Origin of the sequence: Paenibacillus thermoaerophilus, assembly GCF_005938195.1 — a bacterium.
GTDB lineage: Bacteria > Bacillota > Bacilli > Paenibacillales > Reconciliibacillaceae > Paenibacillus_W > Paenibacillus_W thermoaerophilus.
This window is the reverse complement of sequence record NZ_VCQZ01000013.1, coordinates 1-19,335: the sequence shown is the minus strand read 5'-3', so window position 1 is coordinate 19,335 and position 19,335 is coordinate 1. Positions and strand designations below refer to the sequence as shown.

Here is a 19,335-nt window from a genome sequence, read left to right as displayed (position 1 = left end):
ACCGAACGTTTGCCGCCGTTTACGACGCATCGTCGCCCGGTCACACGGCTTTTTTGGCGAAATACGCCCAGCCCCCGACCAAGAACAGGACAAAGCTGCCGCCGATCACCCCGAACAGCGACACCTCCGCCACATGAAACGCGCCGAAGCGGTCTGGGCCGGCCGGCATCATGGCGAGCAGCGGCTGCACCCACGGATAATAGGGGCCGTAGTCCGCCGAGTTCGCCACCAACATGTTGGGCAGCGTGAAGACGACGTTGACGGCCAGCGGCGCGGCGAAGCTCTGCCAAGCCGTGGCGACGGCCAATTGCAGGGCGGCAAGCGGCAGACAGGCCACCCAACCCCCGCAGACGGAGCGGAGAATATCCGTCCACGGCACGGGGCCCTGGAAGCCGAGTACGGCGCCGATCAGCAGCAGCCCGGTCAAAAACAACAGTTGCGTGATCGCGAGCAGCATCATGACGAATACGAACTTCATCAGATAGACCTGGCTCCGCGTGACGGGCAGCGCCAGCAACTGCTTCCAACCGCCGCCCGCGTGCTCGAAGCGGCAGACGAGCGCCGCGAACACGCCGGTCAGCAGCGGAAGAAACAGCATCGCGTGCAGCACGGCCATAATCCCCAAAGCCTCCAGCCAGGTCCGGTCGGCCGAAGTATTCTCCTGCACGTTGAGAACGCCGACCAGCGCCGCCAGCACCGGGCTGACCACCGCCAGCAGCCAGATGACGGTGCGCCGCATCTTCATCCACTCCGAACGGAACATCCGAATCATCTCTTATTTCACATCCTTCCGGGCAAAGTGCACAAGCGAAACAACAAGGATCACAACCCCCAGCGCGATGCCCGAGGCGGCGGAAATAAGCGGCTCGTCCGCCTCGTTGATCAGATACGGCCATTTGTACGGCATCCAGTCGCCGAAGCGGGCGGAGAACATCGAGAACACCGTTCCCGCGATGCCGACGGTCAGCGGCACGGCCTGATTGTGCAGGATGACGGACAGCCATACCTGCAGCGCCAGGAACGGCATCACCGCGAAGTACGGGTAATACGTCCGCTCCAGCAGACGGCCGTACGGAACATCCTCCAGCGCGAAGCCGAGGCAAGCCCCCAGCGCGATCGCGCCCGCCGCCAGCAGCGTACTGGAGACGAACAGCAGCATCACGTTCAGCAAAAACTTGCCCGCGAATATGTGCGACCGCGTCACCGGCAGCGCCAACGTCTGCTTCCAGGCGTTCGTCTGATGCTCGATCCCGGCCGTCATGGACGCGAGGATCGCCAATCCGACGAACAGCGTCGGCACGGCCAGCATGCCCACATTGTCGATCAGCCCACCCCACAGGTCGTCGGCGTATTGCTTCGTCAAGTAATCGTACCGGAGCCCGAAGTTGACGGCCTGCAGGCCGACGACTCCCAGCGGTCCGAGCGCGACCAGAAACCAGACCATTTTCCGGCGAATCTTCAGAAATTCGACGGACAATACCTGCTTGATCACAAGCTTCCCTCCCCGCCCGTCAAACTCAGGAAGATGCTCTCCAGCGAAGCTTTGTCCTCTTCCACCCGGTAGACGGAGAAGTTGTTGCGCACCAGGACCGCCACCATCGCGGCGACCGTCTCGTCCGACGTTCTGTCCACGGTCAGTTGCGTGCGGTCCCAATCCGCCTGATAGCCGTTGGCAAGCAGGAGCTTCCACGCCTGCTCGGGATCGCTTACGCCGAGCCAGATTCGGCTGGACGCCTGTTTCCGGAGCGTATCGATGCTATCCTGGAAAATGAGGCGTCCCTTCGCGATGATGCCGACGCGCGTTGCCATCTGATCGATCTCCGAGAGCAAATGGCTGGACACGAGGATCGTTACCCCGTGCTGCTTCGGCAAGCTGACGATCAGCTCCCGAATCTCGAGGATGCCTGCCGGGTCGAGACCGTTCGTCGGCTCATCCAGAATCAGCAGCTCGGGTTGCCCCAACAGCGCGGTGGCGATGCCGAGCCGCTGCTTCATGCCGAGAGAGTACCCTTTGACCGGACGCTTCGCATCCTTCGTCAGCCGCACCGTCGCCAGCACCTCGTCGATGCGCGACTTCGGCGCGCCAAGCAGGCGCCGGACGGCCTCCAGATTTTCCACCGCATTCAGATGCCCGTAATAGGACGGGTACTCCACCAACGACCCGACCTTGCGCAGCACGGCCAGCCGCTCGCGCCGCAGATCCTTGCCGAAGACGCGGATGCTTCCGTACGTCGGCTTCGCCAGTCCGAGCAGCATGCGGATCGTCGTCGTCTTGCCCGCGCCGTTCGGCCCGAGGAAACCGTAAATATCGCCCTTCCCCACCTGAAGATTCAAATCGCTGACGACGGCTTTTCCGCCCAGCTTCTTCGTTAATCGTTCCGTCTCCAGAATCCATTCGTTCATCTCGATCACCTCGGTTACCATCGTAACCGGCCAAGTTTAAACGAATGGCAACGCTCCGTTTAAATCCCGTTTAAAAACAGGCGGCGCGATCCGGTTAACGATACGTTTTATCGCTATCCCCCGAAATGCTTGGGCCGGAATCCAGTTTTGCGATAAAAATTATCGTCAACGGCCCCGATTTCTCTGCCTCCCCCTCCCATTTCTCCCCTTTGCGATCTTTTATATCGCTAACGCAGGCACAGACGGGCCCATTGGGAGGGTTAACGATATTTTTTATAAGCTTAACTCTCGAAGAGCTACGAAAAGCGCCCACGTAAGGCACCGCGGCCCGCTCTTGTTCCGCCTTCGCTCTTCCACCCTTCCGAAGCGCACCGCTCGCGCGCTCCGCGCCCCGAGGAGCTTCAGCCCCGGAGGCGAACCGACGCCCGGCCGCCGCAATCGCCCGATCTTATCGCTCGGGCCCGATCGTGATCGTCGTCCCCCCCGGTCCGGTCCTCGTCTCGCCGCGCAGACGCATCTCCTTCAACATCAGCCTCGTAATCGACAAGCCGAGACCCGCCCCCTTCTCCGCCGATTCCCCGCCCATCCCGGGGCCGCGGTCGCGGATGACGATCGACCCGCCGTGGTCGGGCGTAACGGTTACGCCGATGTACCGGCCGGACTTCGCATGGCGGAGCACGTTCTGGAAATGATTGTCCAGCACGCGCTCCAGCCAGGCGGGATCGATCTCCCAGTATACGGGCTCCTCGGGCAGATCGGGATCGATCTCGAAGCCCTCCTGTTCGAACAGGGGGTACCAGCCGGCCAGGAGCGTCTTCGTCATGCGCACGATATCCACGCGTTTCGGGCGATACGGGTACTTGCCCGCGGAGAGCAGCGAGTAGGAGAACAAATTCTCGATGAGCTGGCCGAGATACCCGATCTTGCGTTCGATCAGCTCGACCGATTCCTTGCCGCGTTCCGTCAGCGGCTCGTTGCGCAAGCCGTAGGCATGGCTTCGGATGGCCGTCAGCGGCGTGCGCAGATCGTGCGACAGCTTGGCGATCAGCTCCCGGCGCAGCGCCTCCTCCTCGGCCTCCCGAATCCGGCTCTCCTCCAGTTTGCGGATCATACCGTTAAACGCGGTCTCCAGATGGCCGATCTCGTCCATGTGCATCACTTCGACGGGACTCGGGATGCCGTTCTCGCCCGGGCGTGTCATCGCCGTCTGCAGCCGGACAAGCCGCCGGCGGATGCGGTTGAAGAACAACAGGGAGATGAGCAGGAACAGAGCCAGTACCGCCAGCGTGCCGATGATGACGACGAAGCTGTAATCCTCCCACATTCTTTCCCCCAGCCCCTTCATGTGCTTCCGAGGCAGCTCGAACACCATGAAGCCTTCCTGCCGCTCCTTGCCGATAAACGCCACGACCGTGAACGGATCGCCATCCCTGCGCTCCTTCATGAACTGCACGGTGTAGGAAGCCGACCATACCTCCGGAATCGCGGGATTTTCGGGAATCCGGTCCCGGGTAATGCCGTTGCGGTCCACCCAGTACACGGATGCTTCCGGATAAGCGTCCTTCAGTTCCCGAAGACGCCGCGCAATCGCTTCGTCCGAAGCGCCCCCCAGCTTTTCGGCTTCGGCGTGCCACATCTGTTCGAGCCTGGAGCCGTCGGCATAGCGGCTGTCGGCTTCGGCCTCGCCATACCCGAAGTTGGCGGGCAGGTACATGATCAACGAGGCGACCGGAAAGATAAACGGCAGCAGAACGAGCGCCACAAAAATAATCAGCATGTACTTGGCCAGCAACGAATGTTTCAGCCCGAACATCACAGCCTCACCCGATAACCGAGCCCGCGGATCGTCTCGATAATCGTCGGTGCTCCCGGGTCCAGCTCGATTTTCTCCCGCAGATAGCGGATATGAACCATCACGGTTTTATCTCCCTCGATATACGGCTCGCCCCATACCGCTTCGTAGATTTGCTCCTTCGTCAAAATCTGGTTCGGATGCTTGAGAAAATACAGCAGAATTTGCAGTTGCTTGGCCGTCAGCGGAATTTCTTCTCCCGTCCGGGTATCCGTCACCCTCTGAAGCTCGGGCTCGATGAGGAGATGGCCTAACCGGATTTCCTGCGCGACAGGCCCGAAGCGCCGAAGAAGCACCTCCAGCCGGGCGGCCAGCTCGTCCGGATGAAACGGCTTGGTCAAATAATCGTCGGCGAAGCGCAGCCCCTGCAGTTTGTCGTCGACGGACGTGCGCGCCGACAGCATCAGAATCGGCACGTCGGGCGCCTCCTTCTTGAGCCGATGTCCGATCGTAAAGCCGTCCAGTCCCGGCAGCATCACGTCCAGCACGACAAGATCCGCCCCGCGCACGCGTTGCACAGCGCCCTCTCCCGTCGTGAGCCATTCGACCTCGTAACCGCGTTTTTCGAGATCTTCCTTGGTCCAGCGTCCGATCTCGGGATCGTCTTCTATATACAAGATCCGTTTCATGCCGCATCCTCCGATCTATTGAACCGGTTTTCTCCCTACATCATAGGAAATGGCGCGGGATAAGAAAAGTTAAATTCCGTTTAAAAAAAGACCTGCCCGCCTCGGCCAAAAGCCGTTGGCGGGCGGGTCCGTCTCCGGGGACGTCCGGCGCGGTTATTCCAGAGCTTTGTTGATCTCGCCGATCATCTCGGCTACCGACAGCAGGCCGCCGCCGGACAAATACCAATAGTTTTGATCGAGGTATACGATGTTGTTGTTCGCGTACGCTTTCGTCTTCTTCACCAGCTCGTTCTCGATCAGCGCTTTGGCGTTGGCGCCTTGCGTGCCGCCGACAGCGGCCCCGCGGTCGATGACGAACAGATAATCCGGATTTTTCTCCGCGATGAATTCGAAGGAGACGCTTTGCCCGTGCGGCGTCGAGGAATCGAGGTTTTTCTCTGCCGCCGGGACGCCCAGCACGTCATGAATCAAGCCGAACCGGGAACCCGGGCCAAACGCGCTGATGGCGCCTTCGTTGGCGAGGACGATCAGCCCGTTTTTGCCGCTGGCCGCCGCTTTGGCCTTGACCTCCTCGACCGCCTTGTCGATATTGGTCAATTCGGCCTCGACTTCCGCCGTTTTCCCGAAAATTTGGCCGATCGTTCTCATGTTCGTTTTGAACGACTCCATGTAGTTTTTATTGTCGACGCCGACATAAACCGTCGGAGCGATTTTGTTCAGTTCCGGGTATGCCGTCTGCTGGCGGCCCGAGATCAGAATCAGATCCGGCTTCAACGCGCTGATTTTCTCGTAGTCCGGCTCCTGCAGCGTGCCGATGTTTTCGTATTTCGCGTCTTTGTATTTCGACAGATAGGGCGGAACGTTCTTCTGCGCGACGCCCGTGACGTTGACGCCCAGCTTATCCAGCGTGTCCAACGCGCCGTAGTCGAATACGAGCACTTTCTGCGGATTGACCTTCACCTTTGCTTCGCCGAGCTGGTGCTTGATCGTCAGCTCCTGCGGAGCCGCCGATGGGGAGGATGCCGCCGAAGCCGACGGACTCGACGACGCAGCCGAACCGCCGGTCGAGTCGGACCCGCCGCCGCAGGCCGCCGCAAACAGGGACATCGAGACAACAAGAGCCGTAAGTGACCATTTTCTTTTCATATGGAACCCACCTATCCTTTGGTTTTTTATGGAAATGAAACGGATAACCTTATTTGAAATACACGCAGATCCGGTCCCCGTCCACCGTCTGGATCGGGATATCCATGTCGTAGACTTCCTTCAGCACGGACGATTCGATGATGCTTTCCCTCGCGCCTTCCTTGACCACTTTGCCGTCCTTGAGCGCGACGATGAAGTCGGAATAGACGGAGGCGAAGTTGATATCGTGGATGACGATGACGACGGTTTTGCCCAGCTCGTCGGCCAGCCGCCGCAGCACCTTCATGATCTGGACGGAGTGACGCATATCGAGATTATTCAGCGGTTCGTCGAGCAGCACGTAATCGGTGTTCTGGGCGATCGTCATTGCGATAAACGCCCGTTGGTTCTGGCCGCCGCTCAATTGATCGAGGAAGCGGTTCTGCAGATCCTGAAGCTCCATGTACGCGATCGCTTCATCAACGTGCTTCCAGTCGTCCTTCGTCAGCTTGCCCTGCGAATACGGAAACCGTCCGAACGAGACGAGCTCCCTGACCGTAAGCCTCACGCTGATTTGATTCGACTGCTTGAGAATCGAGATTTTTTTCGCCAGCTCCGAGCTCTTGTATTGGCCGATCTCCTTGCCTTCGATCCACACCTCCCCGGCATCCTTCGGGACGAGCCGGCTCATCATCGAGAGCAGTGTGCTTTTGCCCGCGCCGTTCGGGCCGATGAACGAGGTGATCTTGCCTTTTTCGATGCGGACCGAGACGTTGTCCACGACCCTTTTTTCGCCGTATTGCTTGGAGAGTTGCCGGACTTCGATCATGACTTGTTCTCCCTCAACAGTAAGTATAGGAAGTAGACGCCGCCGATCAGATTGATGACGACGCTGAGCGGAGCGGTAAACTCGAACACTCTCTCGACGATCAGTTGCCCGCCGACCAGCGCGATAACGGTGACGAGGATGCATCCGGGGACCAGCACGGAATGCCGGTACGTCTTCATCAACGCATACGTCACGTTTGCCGTCAGCAAGCCGAGGAACGTGATCGGGCCGACCAGCGCCGTCGCGGCGGAGATCAGGAGCGAGATGACGAGCAGCAGCCGCTTGACGATCCCCGGATAATCCACGCCGAGATTGATCGCCTGGTCCTTGCCCAGCGACAAAACGTCCATAAACTTCGCCAGCCGCGAATAGTAGGCGACGGCCAGAACGACGACCGCGGAACAGACGACCGTCAGCCCGCTCTGCACTTTGTTGAACGTCGCGAACATCCGGCCTTGCAGCACGAGGAACTCGTTCGGATCGATCAGCACCTGCATGAAGGTCGTCAGGCTGCCGAGAAGCGTGCCGAGAATGATGCCCACCAGCATCAGAAAATACAAATGCTTGCCTTCCCTTTTGAACATCAACCGGTACAGCAGCGCGGTGAAGCCCAGCATCAACGTCAGCGTCAACAAGAAATTTGCGTTGTTATCGACGAGCAGCTTGTTCGTCGAACCGAACACATAGACGACGCCCGTCTGGGCCAGCATGTACATGGAATCGAGCCCGATAATATTCGGCGTCAAAATCCGGTTGTTCGTCATCGTCTGGAAGAGCACGGTCGCCAAGCCGATGCACACCCCGGTCAGCGCCATTGCGGCGACTTTCCACCCTCTCCGCGGAAGCACGTAATCCCAGTTGCCGCTGACGCCGACGGTCATGAAGATCGCGACCGCCGCCAAAGCCAGCACGGATAAGGATATAAGTTTGGCCTTATGCGTCATATGCCCGTCTCCTCAACAGCAGGTACAGAAAAATGCCGCTCCCCAGCACCCCGACGGTAACCCCGATCGGAATCTCGAACGGGTAGATGATCACGCGTCCGAGGATGTCGCAGAACAGGACGAACACGGCTCCCAACACGGCGGTGTGGGGCAAGTTTTTCTTCAGGTGGTCGCCGTTGTACATCGTGACGATGTTGGGAATGATCAGCCCGAGAAACGGGATCGTGCCGACGGTCAGCATGACGGCCGAGGAGACAAGCGCCACAATGACCAGACCGATGTTAACCACCTGCTTGTATCTCAACCCGAGATTGACCGAGAAGTCCTCGCCCATGCCCGCGATCGTGAACCGGTTGGCGTACAGGTACGCGAGGATAACCACCGGGACGCTGACGTACAGCAGCTCGTAACGGCCCTTGATCGTCAGGGCGAAGTTACCCTGCATCCAGGCCGACAGGCTCTGGACGAGATCGTACTTGTACGCGAAGAAAGTCGTGAACGCGGTTACGATATTGCCGAACATCAGGCCGACCAGCGGGATGAAAATCGTGTCTTTGTACTTCACCTTGTCGAGAATTCGCATGAACACGAACGTTCCCGCGAGGGCGAAGACGAAAGCCACCAGCATCTTCTGAATCGAGGGAGCCGCCGGCATCAGCAGCAGGGCGACCATGACGCCCAATCGGGCGGAATCGTCCGTGCCGCCCGTCGTCGGGGAGACGAACTTGTTGCGGCTTAGCTGCTGCATGATCAATCCGGCGATTCCCATGCTGATTCCCGCGATCAGGATGGCGATCAGCCGGGGCAAGCGGCTGATGAACAACACCTCAAGCTGATCCGGACTTAGCCGGAACACGTCCCAAGGCTTGATCTCCTTGACCCCGACAAAGAGGGAGACCAGGGACAGGAGAAGGAGAATAAAGGCAAGATAACGCAGTTTCATGAACACGAACCCTCGTTTACGGTTGATCGATCACGGTCAGCAGCTCGGCCGCCGGTTTTCTCGGCTGCGCCGGCGGGATTTTGGCCGGATATCCGACATGCATGCTGGCGACAATTTTCTCGCCCGGTCCGACTCCGAGAGCCTCCCGGAATTCCGGCACGTGCAGCAGCGGATACGTCTCCCAGACCATGCCGATTCCGCGCTCCCACGCTAGCAAGCCGAAGTTGTGCGCGACGCAACTGGTCGCCGCGTAATCCTCCTCGCGCACGACCGGATCGGACGCCTCCCGCATCACGATTACCACGTACATCGGAACGGAGATGAAGCGGTCGTAGAACTTCTGTCCCAGCGACTTGCTCTTCTCCGGATCGGCCTCCCGCTTCTCCGCGAGGGATCTGGCGATATCGGCCAACCGGTGTCGGCCTTCGCCATGCACGACCACGAACCTCCAGGGCTGCGTCATCTTATGATTGGGCGCCCAGACCGCCGTATCGAGCAGCTCCTTGACGAGCTCCAGCGGCACGGGCCGGTCTTCGAACTGGTGCACGGTGCGCCTTTCGCGGATGACTGTCGACAACTCCATCTGTTCGACCCCTTTAAGATAAAATTGATAATCATTATCAGTGATTCTCACCGAGAATCATTTTCACATGGAAAAGCCCCAAACCGGAATAGACATTCCTGTTCGGGGCATGGATTTTTCTATAACAGCCGATGAATTGCCAAATAGGTGACGAACTGATCGACCAGAGTATCGTAAAACGACGCGTTGTACAGGAGCGGATCTTCGTGCCGGATGAGAATGATATGCTTCTTCCGGCGGCTCCGCTTCAGTTGCAGCCAGTCTTCCTCCAGCCGGATGCATTCTTCCTCCTCCATCGTCTCCGGCACCAGAAAGATGACATGGTCGCAATCCAGCGCGGCCACATCCTTGAGGGAATTCGCGTCGAGGAAATGGAGATCGCGGATCGCCTCCGGCGGGGTCAAGTGCAGCTCGTCGTAAAACAGATCCCGCACTTTGATGCGCTTCATGCCGTACACCCGATAGAACGGTCCCCTGTATGCGCTGACGACGAGAAACGGCCGATCCTTCAGGTGCCGCCGCAGCAGCAGCCGCGCATTGTCGATTTTTTGCCGGAAAACGGCCAGCCAGCGTTCCGCGATGGCGGACAGCCCCAAGGTCCCGCTGATTTGGAGCAGACGCTCCTTCCAGGAGTACCCCTTCCATTGAATCATCACGACAGGGCAAATCTGGGACAGCTTGGCGTACACGTCGTCGGGCACGGGAGCGGTGAAGATCACATCGGGACGGCATTGCTCCACCCGCTTGATATACTCTCCCTTGTTCGGATCGCCGTACCACTCCCGGGGCAGCTCCAGCACGGGCGTGATGCCGAGCACGGACAGGTCGCCCCGGAAGACGGGACACAGGTTGGCGACACGGATCTTGGCGCGGAGCATATAGTCAGTCGGCGACAAGCCCGTGTGCTTCTTGAACAGACGGCTGAAGTACAGCTCGTCCGGATAGCCGACCGCGTGAGCCACTTCGGCCACCGAAGACGGGCGGTTCGCGAGGAGGCGCAGCGATTCCTTCAATCGGACCGCGGTCATGTACCGCAGCGGGGTCAACCCGGTCAATAGCTTGAACTCGCGATAAAATCTCGCCGAGCTGACGCCCGACAGGCGGGCGATCTCCTCGACGTCGATCGGCGTCCGGCAATCTCTCAGCATGTCCTGCTTGACCTGCAGCACGTAGTCGGTCAGGCCGCCGGCCCCCGAGGAGGTCCGGTTCGACGTCCATAACTCCGCGGCGATCGCGTAGAGATGCGACTGCGCGAGATAATAGGCGGCCGTCGGCTCTTCCGCCGAACCGGCTTCCAGCATATCCGGCACCCACGCCAGCAGTCGGGGCATCCTGGCGCGGAGCAGCCTCAAGCTCCCGCCCTTGGCCCCCCTCTCCGGCCGGCCGGGGAGCGGCAGCTCCGCACCGCCCTCCGTCCGGAACCGGATCAGGATCAGGCGGGAGGGCTGCTTGTCGCTATTCTGCGCGGTGCACCGGCAGTTCGGGGGCAGCAAAAAAACTTCTCCGTAACTAACCGGACTCGTCGCCGGACGGAGACCCATCTCCAGCGTGACTCTCACGGAGCCTTTGGCGACAAACCCGAACATCGGGTATTCGCCCCGGGACAGTTCGTGGACGCCTTGCCTGTCGATTCTTATTTCCCGCGTATCGATATAGCGCAGATCGGGTCCGCGGGGAGACGCAGAAGAACCCATGTCAGCCTCACCTTTTTCGGTCGGATGGCCGATCCGTTATTCGTTACGTTTTATTTTAATGGCACAAGCCGGTTCCCGCCAAATATACGCGCGCAGGCCGGCCCCAGCCGCGGCGCAACGGCGAACCGTAGGCCATCGGTCGGTGCGGAGAGCCGCTCCTCGGGCGAACCGTCGCCACGCGGCGCGCTGCGGATTCGGCCGCGATCAAGAGGTTCCGCTCGCCCGGCCGGACAGCCTGACAGGTCGCGATGCGGCCCGCCCCGGGCGCCGGCAGCGGCCGAACGGCGGCAAACGGACGGTTCGAAGCGCTGGGAGGGCGGTTTTGTTCACCCTCGAAATGCGTTTTTACACTCCAACCGCCCGCAATCGGTGATTTCCGCCAATCGGGCTGCAATATTACACTCCAGCGCCGAAAATTTCGCATAAAAAGCGGCACGAGGCGCAAATAAGGTGTATTTTGGCACTTCAATCTACGGATCATCACCCTATTGCCGCCACGACATGTATATTTGCAATTCAGGAGCGCCTGCCCGGAACGAGACGTTAAACGAGGAAGATCCGACAGCCGCCGAGCAGAGTAAAGGGCTGGGCTTCCAGCCCCTCCTCATCAAACCGGACATGAGGTTTTCCCTCATCCGGCTTTCCGATGTTCTTCTTCCTTCGGCATTACGATACTTTCCTTAGCCGGCGAGTTTCTTGAGTCCGGCAAGTTCGGCCAAAATGGCTGTCTGCCCGGACTTGCTGTGTTTGTTTCGACGATTGTGTTTCTTGTTCCAGAACAGAGTGAGGCGTTTACGGATGTACCAGTCGATTTTGTTCAGGAATTTGTCGGCAAAGGAGTCCAAACCGTAATAGCTGCGAAGAACGAAGACTTCTTTGTTCCCTTTCATCCTCTTTGGTATTTTCCGGTGATGCATCCCCAGAAAGTCGGAGCCTTGCCCGTCTCCCCACAGGTTTACAAGCTTGGACTTCTTCTTGTTCATCTCCAGTTCCAGCTTTGCGAATACCGCTTTGAGGACATCGATCGCCCTCAGGGCTTGTTCTTTGGTTTTGCAAAGGACCACAAGATCGTCGGCGTATCTCACCAGTGTCCCGATTTCTGCGAACTTCTTCTCCCAGATCGTGTCCAGGTAGTTCAGATAAATGTTCGCCAGCAGCGGACTGATGACGCCGCCTTGCGGACTGCCCATTTCGGTCTCGTGAAACTGATCATCTTTCACGAACCCCGCTTTCAGCCATTTGCGAATCAGCTTCAGCTCCCTACGGTCGCTGATGCGCTGTTCCACCAGTTGCATCAGCTTCCCGTGCGGTATGTTGTCAAAGTAGCCGGTGATGTCGATGTCCACGACCCAGTAAACGCCTTTCTTGACTGCCCGCCGAATGTGCCGAATTGCATCATGGGCGCTTCGCTTCGGCCGGAATCCGTAAGAGCAGTCCTTGAAGTCCGCTTCAAAGATTGGCTCCAGTACCATCTTCGTCGCCATTTGCACGACTCTGTCCCGAATGACGGGGATGCCCAGCGGACGCATCTTGCCGTCTTGCTTCGGTATCTCCTTCCGTCTTGCGGGCTGAGGATGATATTTTCCGTTTCTTAAGGCGTCCTGGATTTCGCTGACGAATCGTTCTTCACCATACTCCTTGACGATGTATTCGATGGTTACGCCATCCACACCGCCACTTCCGCCGTTCGCCTTGACCCGTTTCCATGCTTCCCAAAGAATATCGCCGCGGTGCACTTTGTCGTACAGCGCGTGAAACCGCCGCCTCGGGTTTCCCTTGGCCGCAAGGTATAGTGCGTTTTTGGAGTTGTCGAGCTTTTGCTTTGGCGTAGTTAGCAGGTTTGACTGCATTCACTGACTCTTACCTCCTCTGGCACATGAACAAAGTGGGGTATTGGCTTTCGCCGCCCTTCCCTCCATGAGGTTTTGTTGTCCTCACTTCTCAGGTAATATGGCCCCCTCCGACTCCCTTCCTGCAGCTTCCCACTTCACCTTTCGGGCTTATAAGGTCACTCTTTACGGCGTCTGCCGTGCAGGGGAGGGTCTCCCTAGTTCCAGACACAACTTTCTCAGCATGCCGATCCCTTTACACCGGAGAGTTCTTCCGCGCTGCGTTTCCAAGGTCTTGACGCGTTCCATGGCCTTCACCCATATCCCCGGGGCTCGGCTCTCTCTTGTCCCTTTCGGTTCTTTTTGACGATGCGGCAGGATTCACTTCATGTTACGGCCTGCTGATTTGCTCGCACTCCCGCAGGAGTTACTTTGTCACGGGGCTTCAGCCTTAGGATCTCTCCACCAGCTGCCCGTCAGCTACGAGGCGACTTGGCTCTTACCTCGACCGGACTTGCACCGGCTAGTTGTGCCTAGCTTGGCTAGGCGCGCAAGACAACAAAAAGAGACGCATGGAGCGTCTCTTCTCTCCGTAAGCTTGATTCCTTTCCTTTCCCTACCCGGGCGCCCGCTCCCCCAGACGTTTCAGGCGACGGCTCTTGGTCCCGACAGGCCCGTAATCGGCCGGCCAACGTTTCAGCTCCGGCCGCGGCTCCCGGTCCGGCCGGCAACGGCGCTCCCGGCCAATGGCGCGCCCGGTCGGCAGTCCCGCGTCTGTCAGATCCGCCGCTCTCCCGGCTCACCGGGGACATGTCGGCAATCGCCGTCGCCCCACATCCGAAACAGCCGGCGGCAAACCGGGCTGGCGATGGCCCCGAACCTCTCCGGCTTGGCGAATCCGCCTGTTCAGCCTTCGACATGCGCCCGCAGCTTCTCCGTCAGGCCGCTCCAGCCCTGATCCATCCGGTCGCGCACGACCGAGTGGGGCTCTCCGAATTCGGTTGCCTTCTCCTCGCTCCAACCGCCGTGGATCAACGTGAATTCCGTTCCGCCTTCCCTCTCCTTCAGCTCGAACGTAAGGGTCCATGCTTCGCCCCAAGCGAACGACAGCCGGTTGGGCGGATTCAGTTCCGTGACCTTGCAGGGCGACATGCCGTACGGCCCGGCGTTTAATTGAAAGTCATAGCCCAGCTCCGGCTTGAATGTATTGGGCATAAACCATGCCGCGATCCCTTCGGAGGTGGCGACGGCCTCCCATACCTTGCCGACCGGAGCCTTCAGCAGCAGCGACTTGCGAATATCCGGAAGCTGACCGGACGTTCTCTGGTCCATGTCTCGAAATCCTCCTCTTGTCCGTCCCATACACGATATGGATCTTTACGGTTCCAATTCGGCTACAGCACCCTTTCCAAAAACCGGGCGGCGCGCTCGCTCTGCGGCTTGGCGAAGAACGATTCCGGCCGTGCTTTTTCCACTAACCGCCCTTCGTCCATGAAATAAATCTGGCTCGCCGCCTCGCGGGCAAACTTCATCTCGTGCGTGACCACGAGCATGGTCATGCCGGAGGAGGCCAAGTCGCGGATAACGGAGAGCACCTCTTTCACCATCTCCGGATCGAGCGCCGACGTCGGCTCGTCGAACAGCATCGCATCGGGCTGCATCGCCAGGCTGCGGGCGATCGCGATCCGCTGCTTCTGGCCGCCGGACAGCCGCGACGGGTACACGTCCGCCTTGTCCTTCAAGCCGACGCGCTCCAGCAGCTCCATCGCCAGCTCGACCGCCTTCTCGCGGGACAGCCCCTTCACTCGCATCGGGGCGAACGTGATGTTGTCGAGCACCTTCATGTGCGGGAACAGGTGAAAATGCTGAAACACCATGCCGATCCGCTGGCGGATGCGCATCAGATCGGCGCTGCGGGCGGTAATGTCGATTCCGTCGAAGACGATGCGCCCGGAAGACGGTATTTCCAGCAGATTGAGGCAGCGCAAAAAAGTCGACTTGCCCGATCCGGACGGGCCGATGACGGCTACCACCTCTCCCCGCTCCACGGTGGTCGTGATCCCCCGCAGCACTTCATGTTTGCCATACGATTTGGTCAGTCCTTCGATCTTAATCACTGACGCGCAGCCTCCTCTCCAACAGCCGGGCGCACGAAGCAAGCGCAAGCACCAGCACGTAATAGATCGCCCCTACGAGCAGCAGCGGCTCGAACGCCCGGAACGTCTCGGCTTGCACGACGCTTGCGCGCCGCATCAGATCCGCCACCCCGATAACCGAGACGAGCGACGACTCCTTCACCAAGGCGACCAGCTCGTTCACGAGGGCGGGCAGAATATTTTTGATCGCTTGGGGGAACAAAATATGCGTCATCGTCGTGCCGTAGGACAACCCCAGCGCCATCGCCGCTTCACGCTGTCCTTTGTCCACCGCCATCAGACCTCCGCGTATCGTCTCGGACAAATAAGCGGCCGAGTTCAGGCCGAAGGCAAGACCTGCGGCCATCAGCGGGGAAATATCGTAGCCGATCAACTGGGGCGTCGCGAAATACAGAATCGCCAGTTGCAGCAATAGCGGCGTTCCGCGAAAGACGGAAGTGTACACCGTCGAAAACCACTTCAGCGGGCGAATCTCGGATATTTTAAACAGCGTAAGCACCGTGCCCCAAACCAACCCGCCGAGCGCGGACACGAGGCTGAACAGCAGCGTGACTGACACCCCGCGAAGGATGTAGCCGACATATCCGTCAAGCACGGTGAAGTCGAGGAAGCCTCTGTCTTCCTTGGCAGACTTGGATACCGTTCCGAACCATTTATCGATAATTGCCTGGAGCTCGCCGTTCGCCTTCATGACCGCCAACTGCTCGTTGAACTGCGCCAGCAGCGGAGAGCCCTTGGGGAAAGCGATCGCATACCCCTGGTCGCCGGGAGCCGGGTCGATCATCGTGAAGCTCAGATCGGGGTTCGCCCCCGTCATGCCGGCCGCGACCGCATCCTCGATAATTGCCGCGTCCAGCCGGCCGGCCTTGATCTCCTGGATCAGATCGGATATTTTGTTCAGCCGGACCTTATCGGACACCTGGGAGAGCCCGCTTAACACTTCGTCCTGCACCGAACCCAACTGAGCTCCGACCCGCTTGCCCGCCAGCTCTTCGAGCGAGGCGTACGGTTTGTCTTTGAGAGAGACGATCGTGTTGCGGGCGATATAATAGCTGTCCGTGAAGGCGACGTTCTGCTTGCGCTCCTCCGTCACCGACATCGCGGACATGACGAAATCGACCCGCTTCGCCTGCAAGGCCGCGATCAGGCCGTTAAAATCCATCCCCGATATCTCCAGCTCGTAGCCGAGCTTGTCCGCGATCGACCGGGCGATGTCCACATCCAGACCGACGACCCGGCCGCCTCCTTGCGCGTCGATGCTCTCATACGGCGGGTAGTCGGGGGATGTGCCCATGATCAGCTTGTCTTTGCCCCCCGCTTTGGGCGCGGCCGCCGTCAGAAGCACCAATACGAGCGCGGCGGCGGCTAATCGTGCGAACCAACGAATGTTCATTGAAACCTCCTGCATGTCCGGTTCAAGCGACCGGTCTTATCTGGCTAGATTCCCCCAAAAAAGGCTCTGATTCATCCGGCGTCCGCCTGGACGCAACAAGAAGCGCCGAAACGGTCTGCGCTCCGCATTTCGATAGGCAGAGAAAGAACCTCCATTAGGCATAGCTGCAGCGTCCGCGACGCCGACGAATCATCCTCAAGCATTCTCCGCCCGCTCTCCCTCGAGATCCGCCGGAAAGACGAGCCCGATCTGACGGCGCGCCTCGTCCATAATCTCCATCACGGCCAGCGAGTTGGCGTGGGAATTGACCGGCGACTCCGTGCGGCCGCTGCGGATCAGCTCGATAAAAGACTGCACCTCGTACAGCATCGTGTGCTCCGCCTGCGGCCTCGTCAGCTCCTCCGAGCCGCCGTCCCGGTACACGATACGCACGCGCTCCGGCTGGCTGATCTTCTCGATCAGCATATTTCCGGCTTCCCCCTGAATCTCCGAGGGGAGATGCGAATTCGTAATCTTGGAATGCTGGATGACCGCCTCCATATCCCCGTAGTTCAGGAGCAGGCTGCCCTCCCCGTCCACGCCCGATTCAAGAATGACGGCGCTGGCCTTCACGCTGTCGGGCTTGCCGAACAGCACGACCAGCGGATAAAGGCAATAAACGCCGATATCCATCAAGGACCCGTTGGACAGCTCCGGCCGAAACGCGTTCATCACGGTCCCCTGCTTGTAGGCGTCGTAGCGGGAGGAGTATTGACAATAGGAGGCGAAATACCTCCGCACTTTGCCGAGCTTGTGCAGATTCTCCCGAACCGCGTCGAAATTCGGCATGACGGTCGATTTCATCGCTTCCATCAGAAGCACGCCGCGTTCCAGGGCCACCTCGATCATCGCCCGCAGCTCCTTGGCGTTGGAAGCGATCGGCTTCTCGCACAACACATGCTTGCCGCCCCGCATGAGCGCGATCGCCTGCCGCGCGTGGAACGCATTCGGGCTTGCGATATACACGGCGTCGATCTTGTCGCTCCGGGCCATTTCATTCAGATCGGTGAAGATGGCGGATGCGCCGTGCTTGTCCGCGAACTCCCGCGCCCGCTCCTCCGTCCGGGAGTAGACGGCGGCAAGCTCGAAATGCCGGACCTGCTTCGCCGCCTCCAGAAACCATTCCGTAATCCGATTGGTGCCGATGATGCCGAATCGTATCATGCTGATCTGCCTCCTGCAACTCCGGGTCGGCTGCGCCCATCCGCGCCAGCCTTACGGGGCCGGCAGCTGTTCATCGGCGTCCGACGTTTCGTGATACAGTATACACGAAAACTCGGCAGCCGCCGAGCGGAACAACCTCCCATTTGAACGTCTCGCGCCCGATTCGTTCTGGCCCCGATTGCAGCCGATGAACCATTATAGCGTGATCATTCATAACCTGCAAAAAAAGAAACCTTCGGCCCGCATGTAAGCGACCGAAGGTTCTTTTATTCGCTTCACGCTTCGTTGGGCCGGCTCCGGCACCGTTACGTCCGCTGCCGCGACCGCCCGATGATCTGATCGAGCACCTCGGAAAACACAAGCCCGACGGCAATCGCTCCCGAGATCATGAACGCCTTCGTGCCCAATTGCACGGCCAGGCCGTATTCGTTCTCGACGACATGGCGCATGGCGCCGTAAGCCAGTCCGCCGGGCACCAGCGGGATGATTCCCGATACGCTGAACACGATAATCGGCATCCGGTACACCCTTGCCAAGAACTGGCTCAGCGCCGTGACGAACACCGCCGCCGCCCACGTGGCGACAATGGGATTGACAGACCACTCCGCCAGCTCGGCATAGAGCATCCATCCCAGCATCCCGACGACGCCGCATTGAACGAGCGCCCGTCTCGGCACCTGGAAGATGAGTCCGAACGCCGCCGAGGCGATAAAGCCGGTGGCCAGTTGTTCGATCATCATGCGCACCCCCTAATTGAAAACAGCGAGCACGATCGCGATTCCGGAGCCGATGGCGGTGGCCGTCAGGAACGCCTCCGCCCCCTTGGACAGCCCGGACACGAGATGTCCCGCCATCAAGTCTCGCACCGCGTTCGTAATCAGCAGACCGGGCACAAGCGGCATGACCGATCCGATAATAATCTGGTCCAGGTTGCTTCCGAAGCCGATCCGGACGAACCCCTCGGATATCGCGCCGATCACGAGGGAGGCCAGAAACTCCGCGAAAAAGCGGATTTGCACCAGCCGGTGAAGGTAGATCAGCAATGCGAACCCCAGACCGCCGGCCAGCGCCGCCGGAAGGAAATTGCTCCAGCCTCCCTGAAACAGGATGAGAAAGCACCCGCTCGCCACGGCGGCGGCAATCGCCTGCAGCCACTCCGGATAAGCGGGCTTGCCGCTCTCAATCTCCTTCAGCAGCCGGAGCGCCCCCGGAACGTCCAGCTCTCCTCTCGCGATCCGGCGGGAAATGTCGTTGACCCTCGTAACTTTGTGCAGATCGGTGGAGCGCTCCAAGATCCGCACCAATCGCGTGCTCGGATTGAGGCCGTTGACAGTGAAGATGATCCCGGTCGGCGTTACGAAGCTTTGAGACTCCGGATATCCGCACGCTGCGGCGATCCGCATCATCGTATCCTCGACCCGGTACGTCTCCCCTCCGCTTTGCAGCATGATCTTGCCCGCCAACAGGCAGAGCTCGGTTATCTCATACGATGTATCGGCAGATTGACCCATCAAGCCCTCTCCCATTCTCATACTCTCTCTATTATAACCGGAACTCGCAATCGTCCAACCGGTCGCGGCCTTCGCGGGCGATGCGCCGGAGGATGATCTTCATGCGGCTCCCCCTGTCAAGCGTCTGTGAAAATGTCACCTTAACTCGTCTGTAAAAATGTCACTTTGTTAATTTGCGTAGCCGCCCGTTCCAGTGACTTGGACGGTTGTTGTTTTTGTGTTATCCTGTTGTTGTCTTCTG

Annotated in this window: 18 protein-coding genes; all 18 read right to left on the bottom strand. The window is 59.4% G+C overall.

What is annotated here, in order from left to right:
• Window positions 1-40: 40 nt before the first annotated feature.
• On the bottom strand, window positions 41-772 hold the full coding sequence (locus FE781_RS10400) for an ABC transporter permease (RefSeq protein ID WP_138789566.1): 732 nt from the start codon (window positions 770-772) through the stop codon (window positions 41-43).
• Between the two features lie 3 nt (window positions 773-775).
• The gene (locus FE781_RS10395) at window positions 776-1,492 is read right to left on the bottom strand and encodes an ABC transporter permease (protein ID WP_138789565.1); all 717 of its coding nucleotides are present in this window, start codon (window positions 1,490-1,492) and stop codon (window positions 776-778) included.
• Entirely contained in the window at window positions 1,489-2,403 is a 915-nt protein-coding gene (locus tag FE781_RS10390) for an ABC transporter ATP-binding protein (RefSeq protein WP_138789564.1), read from the bottom strand. The genes FE781_RS10395 and FE781_RS10390 overlap by 4 nt, the downstream gene beginning before the upstream one ends.
• Window positions 2,404-2,851: 448 nt before the next feature.
• Window positions 2,852-4,216: a sensor histidine kinase gene (locus FE781_RS10385; RefSeq protein WP_138789563.1), complete on the bottom strand. Its 1,365-nt coding sequence runs from the start codon at window positions 4,214-4,216 to the stop codon at window positions 2,852-2,854.
• Entirely contained in the window at window positions 4,216-4,884 is a 669-nt protein-coding gene (locus FE781_RS10380) for a response regulator transcription factor (RefSeq protein ID WP_138789562.1), read from the bottom strand. The genes FE781_RS10385 and FE781_RS10380 overlap by 1 nt, the downstream gene beginning before the upstream one ends.
• Window positions 4,885-5,037: 153 nt before the next feature.
• Window positions 5,038-6,030 (bottom strand): siderophore ABC transporter substrate-binding protein, encoded by a 993-nt coding sequence (locus tag FE781_RS10375; protein WP_138789561.1) that lies wholly within the window; start codon window positions 6,028-6,030, stop codon window positions 5,038-5,040.
• Window positions 6,031-6,079: 49 nt separating this feature from the next.
• Complete coding sequence (locus FE781_RS10370) at window positions 6,080-6,838, bottom strand: iron ABC transporter ATP-binding protein (RefSeq protein ID WP_138789560.1); 759 nt, start codon at window positions 6,836-6,838, stop codon at window positions 6,080-6,082.
• Window positions 6,835-7,782 carry an iron chelate uptake ABC transporter family permease subunit gene (locus FE781_RS10365; protein ID WP_138789559.1) on the bottom strand — a complete coding sequence of 316 codons (948 nt, stop codon included), beginning with the start codon at window positions 7,780-7,782 and terminating at the stop codon, window positions 6,835-6,837. Before FE781_RS10365 ends, FE781_RS10370 begins: the two co-directional genes overlap by 4 nt.
• Window positions 7,772-8,725 (bottom strand): ABC transporter permease, encoded by a 954-nt coding sequence (locus tag FE781_RS10360; RefSeq protein ID WP_138789558.1) that lies wholly within the window; start codon window positions 8,723-8,725, stop codon window positions 7,772-7,774. The genes FE781_RS10365 and FE781_RS10360 overlap by 11 nt, the downstream gene beginning before the upstream one ends.
• A 16-nt stretch (window positions 8,726-8,741) precedes the next feature.
• Window positions 8,742-9,308 carry a nitroreductase family protein gene (locus FE781_RS10355; RefSeq protein WP_138789557.1) on the bottom strand — a complete coding sequence of 189 codons (567 nt, stop codon included), beginning with the start codon at window positions 9,306-9,308 and terminating at the stop codon, window positions 8,742-8,744.
• 119 nt (window positions 9,309-9,427) lie between these two features.
• Window positions 9,428-11,002 carry an AraC family transcriptional regulator gene (locus FE781_RS10350; protein ID WP_138789556.1) on the bottom strand — a complete coding sequence of 525 codons (1,575 nt, stop codon included), beginning with the start codon at window positions 11,000-11,002 and terminating at the stop codon, window positions 9,428-9,430.
• 680 nt (window positions 11,003-11,682) lie between these two features.
• Complete coding sequence (gene ltrA, locus FE781_RS10345) at window positions 11,683-12,852, bottom strand: group II intron reverse transcriptase/maturase (protein ID WP_138789555.1); 1,170 nt, start codon at window positions 12,850-12,852, stop codon at window positions 11,683-11,685.
• A gap of 885 nt (window positions 12,853-13,737) precedes the next feature.
• Complete coding sequence (locus FE781_RS10340; RefSeq protein WP_138789554.1) at window positions 13,738-14,163, bottom strand: SRPBCC family protein; 426 nt, start codon at window positions 14,161-14,163, stop codon at window positions 13,738-13,740.
• Between the two features lie 62 nt (window positions 14,164-14,225).
• Window positions 14,226-14,948, bottom strand: a complete 723-nt coding sequence (locus FE781_RS10335) for an amino acid ABC transporter ATP-binding protein (RefSeq protein WP_138789553.1) — start codon at window positions 14,946-14,948, stop codon at window positions 14,226-14,228.
• Window positions 14,941-16,380, bottom strand: coding sequence for an ABC transporter substrate-binding protein/permease (locus FE781_RS10330; RefSeq protein WP_138789552.1), 1,440 nt, complete (start codon window positions 16,378-16,380; stop codon window positions 14,941-14,943). Before FE781_RS10330 ends, FE781_RS10335 begins: the two co-directional genes overlap by 8 nt.
• 195 nt (window positions 16,381-16,575) lie before the next feature.
• Window positions 16,576-17,583, bottom strand: a complete 1,008-nt coding sequence (locus tag FE781_RS10325; RefSeq protein WP_138789551.1) for a Gfo/Idh/MocA family protein — start codon at window positions 17,581-17,583, stop codon at window positions 16,576-16,578.
• Window positions 17,584-17,888: 305 nt separating this feature from the next.
• Entirely contained in the window at window positions 17,889-18,323 is a 435-nt protein-coding gene (locus tag FE781_RS10320) for a threonine/serine exporter family protein (protein ID WP_170209508.1), read from the bottom strand.
• Between the two features lie 9 nt (window positions 18,324-18,332).
• Entirely contained in the window at window positions 18,333-19,094 is a 762-nt protein-coding gene (locus tag FE781_RS10315) for a threonine/serine exporter family protein (RefSeq protein ID WP_138789549.1), read from the bottom strand.
• Window positions 19,095-19,335: the final 241 nt, after the last annotated feature.